Raw genomic sequence first — 10484 nt, 5'->3', positions numbered from 1 at the left:
ATGGAGTTCAAAGACTCATTAATGGAGTTCAAAGACTCATTAATGGAGTTCAAAGACTCATTAATGGAGTTCAAAGCCTCATTAATGGAGTTCAAAGACTCATTAATGGAGTTCAAAGACTTATTAATGGAGTTCAAAGCCTCATTCCCCATACCCATTTTGAATTTTGAATTTTGAATTCGGAGCGAAGCGACATGACTCCAGAAGAAGTAAGATTGCAGCAGGATCAAGAACGTGTTGCCTACTGGAAACGCTGGGGGCCTTATCTCAGCGATCGCCAATGGGGAACGGTGCGGGAAGATTACAGCCACGACGGTTCTGCCTGGGATTATTTTCCTCACGATCATGCCCGATCGCGTGTTTATCGTTGGGGCGAAGACGGCATTGCAGGTATTTCCGATAGTCGGCAACGTTTGTGTTTTGCGATCGCTCTGTGGAATGGCAACGATCCCATTCTCAAAGAACGATTATTTGGACTAACGGGCACAGAGGGGAATCACGGTGAAGATGTTAAAGAATATTACTTTTATCTTGACAATACGCCCACCCATTCCTACATGAAATGCTTGTACAAGTATCCCCAACAAGCATTTCCCTACACGCAACTGGTACAAGAAAATCAGCGCCGAAGTAAATTTGAGCCAGAGTTTGAGCTACTTGATACAGGCATCTTTGCCGAAAACCGTTATTTTGATGTTTTTGTCGAGTATGCCAAAGCCGCACCGGAAGATATTTTAATTCAAATTGCGATCGCTAATCGCAGTTCAGAAGTTAGCACACTCCATCTACTGCCAACACTCTGGTTTCGTAATATCTGGGCTTGGAATCCCGAAATTGAGAAACCTTTTATGAAAGTGGTTAGCTCAGATTCCAACTTCAGTTTAATTGAAGCCGAGAATTCTCACCTGGGAACTCGTTGGCTTTACTGCCAAGGAGATACAGAACTCCTGTTTACCGACAACGAAACCAATTACGAACGATTATTTGGTTACAAAAATAGCTCAACTTATGTCAAAGATGGCATTAATGAGTATGTAGTGAATGGAAAAACAGCAGCCGTCAATTCTAAACGCATAGGCACAAAGTTTTCTTCTCACTACAAATTAACAATCAATCCAGGTGAAACTAAAATTGTGCGCCTGCGGTTGAGTGATGTGCAAACACTCACAGATCCTTTTGGCAAAGATTTCGACACAATCTTCCAGACACGCATTGCCGAAGCTGATGAATTTTATCAGCGCATCTGTTCCTTCCCAATTTCTGAGGATGAGCGCAATATTCAGCGCCAAGCCTTTGCCGGCTTGCTATGGAGCAAGCAGTATTATAACTATGTCGTCCATGACTGGCTCAAGGGCGATCCCCAACAACCGCCGCCTCCACCGGAACGACAGGCTGGACGCAACCATGAGTGGATTTCTCTGTTTAGTGAAGATATTCTCTCGATGCCAGACAAGTGGGAATACCCTTGGTTTGCTGCTTGGGATCTAGCATTTCACCTGATTCCCTTAGCTGTGATCGATCCAAATTTTGCCAAGTTGCAGCTAGATCGCCTCACACGCGAATGGTATATGCAGCCCAATGGTCAATTACCTGCTTACGAATGGGCATTTGGTGATGTTAATCCACCCGTGCAGGCGTGGGCAGCTTTGCGGGTTTATCAAATCGAGCAGAAGTTTTGCAAAAAAGGCGATCGCGCTTTTTTGGAAAAAGTCTTTCACAAGCTGTTGCTGAATTTTACTTGGTGGGTAAATCGCAAAGATGTAGAAGGTAAGAACGTTTTTCAGGGTGGGTTTTTGGGGCTAGACAACATAGGGGTATTTGACCGCAGCAGGGAACTGCCCACAGGCGGCCATCTCAATCAAGCAGATGGTACAAGCTGGATGGGAATGTACTGTTTAAATATGCTAGCGATCGCCCTGGAACTCGCCAAAGAAGATTCTACCTACGAAGACATTGCCAGCAAGTTCTTCGAGCATTTTCTCTACATTGCCGATGCCATTGACGGCATTGGGAATGCAGATATTTCGCTGTGGAATGAAGAAGACGGCTTTTACTACGATGCCCTGCGTTTACCTGATGGACGGCAATTTCCCGTCAAAGTGCGCTCAATGGTAGGCTTAATTCCCCTCTACGCTGTCACAGTGCTGGAATTAGAAACTTTAGAGCGTTTTCCAGGTTTCAAGCGTCGGATGCAATGGTTCATTCGCAATCGTCCTGACTTAAAAGATAATGTCGCCTGCATGGAAACACCAGGGGTAGGCGCAAGAAGGCTATTAGCGATCGCTTACCAGACAAAGTTAAAACGTATTCTGCAACGGATGTTAGACGAGAATGAATTCTTGAGTGATTACGGAATTCGCGCCATCTCCAAGTATCACCTAAAAGATCCTTATGTATTACATCAAGGCGAACATGATTACTGCGTTCGTTACGAACCCGCCGAATCTACCACAGGTTTGTTTGGCGGTAACTCTAACTGGCGTGGCCCGATTTGGTTCCCGGTAAACTACTTAATTATTGAAGCACTCTGGAAGTTTTATGACTACTTCGGAGATAGCTTGAAGGTGGAATATCCCACAGGTTCCGGGCAAGAAATGACACTAAGGGAAGTGGCGATCGCGCTTTCTCGTCGCTTAGTTGCGATCTTTGGGCAGGATAGTGCAGGTCGTCGTCCGGTATATGGCGGTCTAGAAATATTTCAATCCGATCCCCATTGGCGCAACTATATTTTATTCCACGAATACTTTCATGGAGATAACGGGGCGGGTATTGGAGCCAGTCATCAAACAGGCTGGACAGGATTAGTCGCCACGCTGATTCTCCAAAATGCTGAACACCGAGCGCAAGAGTAGCAGCATGGAAACATTTAGAAACCATTTACCAGAATACTTAATGGAAGCAGGACAACTGGGATTATTTCTGATTGCTGCGGGAATATTTAGTTGTGTGTTTGAGTATCCTGGTTCTCCAATTCATCAAGCAATTCCCAATGGTGATTTGCGTCGGTTTTTAATTGGTGTGGTTATGGGGTTGACGGCAATTACCATTATCTATTCTCCTTGGGGCAAGCAATCCGGCGCACACATGAATCCTGCTGTCACGCTCACCTTCTATCGTCTGGGAAAAGTCAAACGTCAGGATGCTATTTTTTACATTCTGTTTCAATGTTTGGGCGGCTTATTTGGGGTTTATTTGGTGGCATTATTGCTGGGTCAGATGTTCACTAAAGCCCCAGTGAATTACATCGTCACCGTGCCAGGAACATCAGGTTGGATTGTGGCTTTATTGGGCGAACTAGTCATCGCATTTGTAATGATGATGACCGTTTTACTAAGTAGTAACAACCAGAAACTCAATCGGTTTACAGGTTTATTTGCCGGATGTCTGGTAATGCTTTACGTTTTTTTTGAAGCTCCTCTATCTGGCTTTGGCATGAATCCTGCCCGCAGCCTTGCTTCTGCCTTCCCTGCCCAAGTTTGGACAGCATTTTGGCTGTATATAATTGTGCCACCTGCGGGGATGTTGCTGGCATCAGGAGTATATCAATATCTATTTGGCAAACGCGCCGTCAAGTGTGCCAAATTGCATCACGCCAATCACAAACGCTGTATTTTTCGCTGTGACTACAATCGTCACGGCAAAATCGATTTGAGCGACTCTCTGCCAATTCCAGGAGAACAATCATGACAACGAACACTCATTATGATGCGATCGTTATCGGCACTGGGGCGGGTGGCGGCACTTTGGCCTATCATCTTGCTTCCAGTGGTAAGAAAATTTTAATTTTGGAACGGGGTAAATTTTTACCGCGAGAAAAGGAAAACTGGAGTGCGCTGGAAGTTTATCAAAAAGAACGATATCACACTCAAGAACAGTGGTATGACGTAAACCATAAACCCTTCCGTCCAGCAATGAATTACTGGGTTGGTGGTAATACCAAAGTTTATGGTGCAGCTTTGTTGCGATTACGGGAACGTGATTTTGAGCAGGTAGAACACAAGGACGGCATTTCACCGGAATGGCCATTAAAATACCGCGACTTTGAAGCGTACTACACCCAAGCAGAGCAGCTTTATGATGTCCACGGTCAAGGGGGTATCGATCCCACCGAGGCAGCTAGGAGTTTACCTTATCCTCATCCTCCCGTACACCATGAACCCAGAATACAGGAACTTGTTAACGGTCTGAGGCAAGCTGGTTTGCATCCCTTCAACCTGCCGTTGGGATTGAAACTTAATGAAGTAGATAAAAGCCTGGGGAACTGTATTCGTTGTAATACCTGCGATGGCTTTCCTTGTTTAACTCAAGGTAAAGCCGATGCTGAAGTTAACTGTATTCAACACATTCGCCATGATGAAAATATTACTTTACTGACTGAAGCCAAAGTCACACGCTTACATACAAGTCCCTCTGGTCGAGAAGTCACCCGCGTAGAAGCTGAAATTGACGGTGAAACTCAGTTCTTTACAGGCGATATTGTTGTAGTTGCTTGTGGCGCGATTAACTCGGCAGCATTATTATTGCGATCGCACAATGACCAACATCCCAATGGATTGGCAAACAGTTCCGATCAGGTAGGGCGTAACCTGATGAAACATGTTTGCATGGCAATGGTGCAACTAAATACAAAACTCAATCTTTCTGTTTATCAAAAAACGATCGCCATCAGTGATTTTTATTGGGGCGAATCCGATTTTCCCTACCCGATGGGCTTGGTACAGAATACTGGCAACGTGTTAGCGGATATGCTACCCGCCGAGGTTCCTGCACTGCTGGCTCCACTATTAAGGCTACGACCAGGAGCAGAACTGAGAACAGTTGCCGATCATACAGTTGGTTGGTGGCTGCAAACTGAAGACTTACCCGATCCTGAGAATCGTGTGCGAATAGAGAAAGAGCGCCTTTACTTAAACTATAAACCCAATAACCTAGAAGCAAGCGATCGCCTAGCGAAACGCTGGGTAGGTGTTCTCAAGCAGGTTGATCGGGCAGAACATTGTATTCCATTTAGCCTCTATCCCCGCAACATGATGCCACTGCAATCGGTTGGTCATCAATGTGGGACTTGTCGTTTTGGAGAAGACCCAAAAACCTCTGTACTGGATCTGAATTGCCGTACCCATGATGTAGATAATCTCTATGTTGTCGATGGCAGCTTCTTTCCATCCAGTTCTGCCGTCAATCCTACGCTGACAATTATCGCTAATTCATTGCGAGTTGGCGATCATTTACTAGAGCGCTTGAAATGACAATATCTTTGCCAAAAAAGAGCATAAAGAAATAGGGCAGAAAGTAGCGAAGCTATGAGCCGCCATGCAACGCCTGAAAACGCTACCCAGAGGGAGTTTCATAAAAATTTTTCAACTACCATAAAATGAGATTTTGACCAAATAGATACTGCTAGGTAATCAGCATTTAAACCACCAGATGCAGACCACGCTTACCGTTATAAACTCTTATTAAATCCTCAAAGTCTTGAAATTTCCCACGTTTTTCTAGAGTGGTCAGGTCAATAATTACCTGTAGAAAAGTCTACTTCCTCTGCCACATTCTGATAAAACCTTTAAAACCGTTTCCAATACATGGCTGTGAACAATTGCGTTTCACGTGCTGTACTAGGTAGTTCTCACCCTAAAATAGAAAAAAGATAACCTGGAACTATCCTGAGCTTCCACGATGGACAAAAAACATTACTATAGTGCCAAGTAAAGGATCTCCACTATCGGCAATTAAGACAAAAACTAGGTAAAGCCGATGAATCAGGCGACTAGAAATGTCCTGTGCATGACGGGTATTAAAAAAAGTTTTTCCGGCATGCCAGCGCTCTGGGATGTGGATTTTGAACTGAAGGCAGGCGAGATTCATGCACTGGTCGGAGAGAATGGCGCTGGCAAATCGACGCTGATCAAGATTATGACGGGGGCTTATCGACGGGACTCAGGTGTAATAGAGTACGACCAGAAAACCGTTGCATTCCAGAACCCGACCGAAGCGCAGGCGGCAGGCATCGTAGCCGTCTACCAGGAGATCCAACTGGTGGGTTTCCGAACTGTTGCTGAGAATATTTTTCTGGGCAGGGAGCCGCATCGCTTCGGCATTATTGATAGACGGGCGATGAACGCTAGGGCGACAGATATCCTGGAGCGCCTGGGGTTGCATATCGACCCGCACTCAGTGGTTGATTCGCTGAATATTGCCCATCGCCAGATGGTGGCGATCGCCCGCGCCATCTCCTTTGGTGCGCGGGTGCTGATCCTCGATGAACCCACGAGTTCACTGACGGAAACTGAAGTTTCTGTTCTTTTTGATGTCATGCGGCGGCTCAAGTCGGAAGGGACATCCATCGTCTACGTCAGTCACCGTTTTGAAGAACTTTATGCCGTGTGCGATCGCGTGACGGTGCTGCGTGATGGGCGCAACATCGTAACGCGATCACTGTCCACGCTGACTCGTCTGGAACTCGTTTGTTTTATGCTAGGTCGTAAACCCGAAGAGGTGAGCCAAGGAGTCACGGCGTTTGCAGGACACTCGCAAAACACCCTAGATCGGCCAGTGCTGCTCCAGGCGGAAGCTCTCAAATATAAAAAACGGCTCAATGGCGTTTCCATTGAAATGCGGCATGGCGAAATCGTTGGGATTGCGGGTTTGCTCGGCTCTGGTCGTAGTGAAACAGTACGTGCCCTATTCGGGGCTGAACCACTTGAGGGTGGAACTGTAAAACTCGAAGGTAGTCTTTTATCCCTGCGCGATCCTCATGATGCGATCGCTGCTGGGATAGCTTTCCTTTCCGAGGATCGCAAGGCAGACGGCATCATCCCTGAGCTTTCGGTGCGCGAAAACCTGACGCTAGCTGCCTTACCGAACCTGACACAATGGGGCATTGTTTCCAGGAAACAACAGAACGAGCTTGTAGAGCGTTTCATGCAGCGTCTTGACATTAAGGCAGCCAGCACCGAGCAGAAGATCCACGAACTATCGGGCGGCAATCAGCAGAAGGTGCTTCTGGCACGATGGCTGTGCAAGAATACAAAAATTCTTCTCCTCGATGAGCCGACTCGTGGGATCGACGTTGGTGCAAAGCGCGAGATTCAGCAGCTAATTGCCGAACTAGCAGAGCAAGGGCTGGGAGTTCTAATGATTTCATCGGAAGTGGAAGAGTTAGTTGAAGGTTCGCAACGTGTTGTCGTCCTGCGTGATGGGCAGTCAATCGCGGAACTGGGCGGCGAGCAGAAGAACATAAAGGCAATTCTGCACGCAATGGCGGAAGGTGCAGATCATCAGGAAATCGTCAGTGGACAATCCCAAACAGAGCAAAACCCAAATGAAGAGCAAGAAGTCTGATCTGGGTGGGGGAACCCTGTGGAACCCAAACTTCGGTGCATTTGCGGCACTCCTAATTCTCTATGTTGCGAACGCCATCTTCACTCCGCGTTTCGCTACAGTTAGCAACACATTAAATATGTTGCTGCAAGTATCCACAACAATGTTGATTGCCGTTGGCATGACCTTTGTCATTGCCTCCCGTGGTATCGACCTGACGGTTGGCTCTACGATGGCATTGGTTTCAGTCATTGTGGCATTGCTGATTAAGTATGGGATGACTGTTGCCATCTTGTTCGCTTTGAGCGCGGCTCTGTTGGTTGGTCTGATTAATGGCTTTCTGATCTCGCGTCTAAAACTTGATGCCTTGATCACCACCTTGGCGGCTCTGATCTTATGGCGTGGGATTGCTCAGGTTATCGGGGACGGTAAGCTTGTTCCCTTCGTCCATCCTACATTTGAAGCGCTGGGAAAGGGCTATCTCGGTTCTATACCAATTCAAGTTGTCATTGCGGCAGCAGCGATCGCGGCAGCTTTCTTCTGTATCCGCTCTACGCTTTTTGGGCGTCATATCGTCGCAGTTGGCGGCAACGAAGAGGCTGCAAGGCTTGCGGGTATCCGTGCGGAGCGCGTGAAATATATAGTTTATATAATTAGCGCCCTGCTTGCTGGGGTTGCCGGACTCGTCGAGACAGCGAGGCTGGGTATGGGCGATCCGAGCAAGGTCGGTGTCAACGCAGAATTTGATGCGATCGCGGCTGTTGTTGTTGGCGGTACGCCCTTCTCCGGTGGCCGGGCAAACATCCTCGGCACTGTTGTGGGGGCCCTTCTCATGCAGGTGATCTCCACAAGTTTCAATATGCTCCTGATTCCCTTTACCTGGTCATTGGTTTTGAAATCCGTAATCATTCTTTTCGCTATTTTTTTGCAGCGTCCGAGGGAGGTTTAACGCCTCATGGCTGCCACAAAGTCTCTTGCGCTTGCAGGGAAGCGTCTTGCCAAGCTCCTCATATCATGTCCGCCAAATTACCCATAATAAAAGAACCCCACCCCCAACCCCTCCCCGCTCTTCGGGAGGGGAGACAAAGCACAGCTTTGGCGGGGTGGGGTTCTTCGGATTTAATAAGCAATCAAGCGGATATGATATCACCTCCCAGGGCGTGCTGCTCATGCTCCTTAGTTTGGCTATTTTCGCATTCTTTCGTTATCAAACCTTCCTGACACCTGTTAATCTGATGAACATCATGCGACAGAACAGTATCTTGGCGATGTGGCGCTGGGCATGACTGTCGTGCTTTTTCAGCAGCGTATTGTGCAGATGGGCTGAGTTTATTGAAACGGAAGTTGTAGTTGTTCAGATGTCAGAGATGTAATTAAACTTAAAGGTAGCGGTTGCTGACTAATGTTATTAACATAATTTGCACTCAAATAGGGAAGGTAACTTGATTGTCCGGCGATATAAGTTTCAAGAAAGGGAACACTCAAAGTTTTAACATAACGACGTGCCAAAGCTGGACTAGAACCAATTACTTGTGTAGGAACAGACACAACTCTATTGGCTGATTCTGCAATAGTAGAAAAGTGTGTGCCACCATTGATAAGTGCTAAATATTTATTGGGAGTTGTTAACCAAATAAAAGGCTGAATTTGCTCTGTTAAAGCCGGAGTTATAGTATCAGCGCTACCAGATACAATCATCACTGGAATTTTTATTTGGCTGAGGCTAGCTTGACCAAAAATACTACTATCAACTGGATTAATTGCAATTACTGCTTTTATTCTTGCATCGGATAAGTTATAGCTACCACTTGGTAAATTGACAGCTAAACACTGAAGTAAGAGCGAAATATTTAATGTATCTTCAAAAGCTGGACAATTGGCTTGTAGCTGTTCAAAATTAATCTTGGCGCCTGCCAATGCTAATGCCGTATATCCACCAAAGGATTGTCCTACTACACCAACTTGTTCTAAATTTAAACGTTTCCTAAATGTTGGGTTAGACTTTGATAAACGAGTAAGCTCATCTAGTAAATACTTGATATCTAAAGGTCTATCAATGAGTTCTCTAGGATTGGTAACTGTATCTGCTGTACCTGCTAATAATGCTTGCAGTTGTCTTGAATTACTACCAGGATGTTCGGGAACAGCAACCACAAAACCATAGGAAGCGAGATGTTCAGCTAGATATGCAAAACTTGTTCTGTCGGAACCTAGCCCATGCGAAATAATAATTATCGAACGAGGAGTTTGAGAAATGGGAAGGTAAATATCGGCTGGAAACCTTCTGCGACGCGTTAAGTCATTGAGAACAATAGTTTGCTTAGAAAAACGAAAACTTCCGTTTTGTCCTAAGTCTCTCAAGGGAACCAGGTTAAGTGTAGAAGCAGTGGTTGTTTTTTGTTGGGCTTGTTGATTAATAATTGCTACTGCATTTTGCGTTTGATTAGCTAAATTCTGTAATGAATTTACAATTTCTAAAGCCTGGTTTAAATTAATTGAAATTGAACTAGCTGGAAATTTCTGTAAGACATTTAAAAGCGTAAAGTTCTGGGGATCTGCGGCAGCTAATATTAATGCTGCGCGAATTGCATAAAAACCTGATAATCTAGATTCAGTCTGAATAACTTTACCCAATGTTTCTAATAATCGCTCCCCAATTGGCGTATAAAGAAACTGCGAAACCCCTACTTGATTTAAATTAATAGGAGTTAGTAAAGTTTGACGCAGTTGAGTTAGTTGCTTTTTGTCTATATACTGACTATATACAGCAAAATCTTCATCCATTTTGCCTGTTCTAGCATAGGTTTCAAGCGAACTAATTGGGATAGACCGTTCTAAAGCACCGTAATTAAATTTTATCCGCTCTGCACCGAAAGCTTGATTTGCAGTTAGTACAGGGAGCAATCCTATGCTAAAAACTCTCAAAGCCAATTGCCAGACAGTTTTTTTACTTGTAATACGAGTCATTATGTGCCACTTAAAATAGTACGTTACGCATAATTCATCAACGAATTCAAGCCATTTTACTTGTCCTAAATTCGTTAATTTGGGAATATCCAGTTTTGGCTAATCGCCCTTTAGCTATAAGTCTGGGGCTAGACCGGCTTCCTTTGTGTAGCCTACGGCTTTAATCTGTATAGCCCTAATTTCTAATCGCTTGATAT

General features: G+C 45.4%; 6 protein-coding genes. 5 read left to right on the top strand and 1 reads right to left on the bottom strand.

From position 1 onward, the window contains the following. The first annotated feature begins 194 nt into the window (after nt 1-194). The 5 genes from RMY27_RS08275 to RMY27_RS08250 all read left to right on the top strand — a co-directional run bounded on the left by RMY27_RS08275 (nt 195) and on the right by RMY27_RS08250 (nt 8269). Entirely contained in the window at nt 195-2852 is a 2658-nt protein-coding gene (locus RMY27_RS08275; protein WP_322662111.1) for an MGH1-like glycoside hydrolase domain-containing protein, read from the top strand. Nucleotides 2853-2856: 4 nt separating this feature from the next. After that, a complete protein-coding gene (locus RMY27_RS08270; protein ID WP_322662110.1) occupies nt 2857-3687 on the top strand; it encodes an MIP/aquaporin family protein in 831 nt (276 codons plus the stop codon). Further along, a complete protein-coding gene (locus RMY27_RS08265; RefSeq protein WP_322662108.1) occupies nt 3684-5249 on the top strand; it encodes a GMC family oxidoreductase in 1566 nt (521 codons plus the stop codon). Before RMY27_RS08270 ends, RMY27_RS08265 begins: the two co-directional genes overlap by 4 nt. Nucleotides 5250-5754: 505 nt before the next feature. Next, nucleotides 5755-7341 (top strand): sugar ABC transporter ATP-binding protein, encoded by a 1587-nt coding sequence (locus RMY27_RS08255; RefSeq protein WP_322662106.1) that lies wholly within the window; start codon nt 5755-5757, stop codon nt 7339-7341. Beyond that, nucleotides 7292-8269 carry an ABC transporter permease gene (locus tag RMY27_RS08250; protein ID WP_322662104.1) on the top strand — a complete coding sequence of 326 codons (978 nt, stop codon included), beginning with the start codon at nt 7292-7294 and terminating at the stop codon, nt 8267-8269. Before RMY27_RS08255 ends, RMY27_RS08250 begins: the two co-directional genes overlap by 50 nt. A gap of 380 nt (nt 8270-8649) precedes the next feature. On the opposite strand, the gene RMY27_RS08245 is transcribed toward RMY27_RS08250, so the two are convergent. Beyond that, a complete protein-coding gene (locus RMY27_RS08245) occupies nt 8650-10287 on the bottom strand; it encodes an alpha/beta hydrolase (protein WP_322662103.1) in 1638 nt (545 codons plus the stop codon). Nucleotides 10288-10484 lie beyond the last annotated feature (197 nt).

It is taken from the genome of Nostoc sp. DedQUE09, from assembly GCF_034530915.1.
Classification (GTDB): domain Bacteria; phylum Cyanobacteriota; class Cyanobacteriia; order Cyanobacteriales; family Nostocaceae; genus Nostoc.
The sequence above is the reverse complement of the archived record's forward strand: the minus strand, read 5'-3'. Positions and strand labels throughout refer to the sequence as shown.

Excerpts from the sequence above, each read along its gene's own strand:
- RMY27_RS08275 (WP_322662111.1), top strand. The coding sequence starts at position 195 with ATGACTCCAGAAGAAGTAAGATTGCAGCAGGATCAAGAACGTGTTGCC.
- RMY27_RS08270 (WP_322662110.1), top strand. The coding sequence starts at position 2,857 with ATGGAAACATTTAGAAACCATTTACCAGAATACTTAATGGAAGCAGGA.
- RMY27_RS08265 (WP_322662108.1), top strand. The coding sequence starts at position 3,684 with ATGACAACGAACACTCATTATGATGCGATCGTTATCGGCACTGGGGCG.
- RMY27_RS08255 (WP_322662106.1), top strand. The coding sequence starts at position 5,755 with ATGAATCAGGCGACTAGAAATGTCCTGTGCATGACGGGTATTAAAAAA.
- RMY27_RS08245 (WP_322662103.1), bottom strand. The coding sequence starts at position 10,287 with ATGACTCGTATTACAAGTAAAAAAACTGTCTGGCAATTGGCTTTGAGA.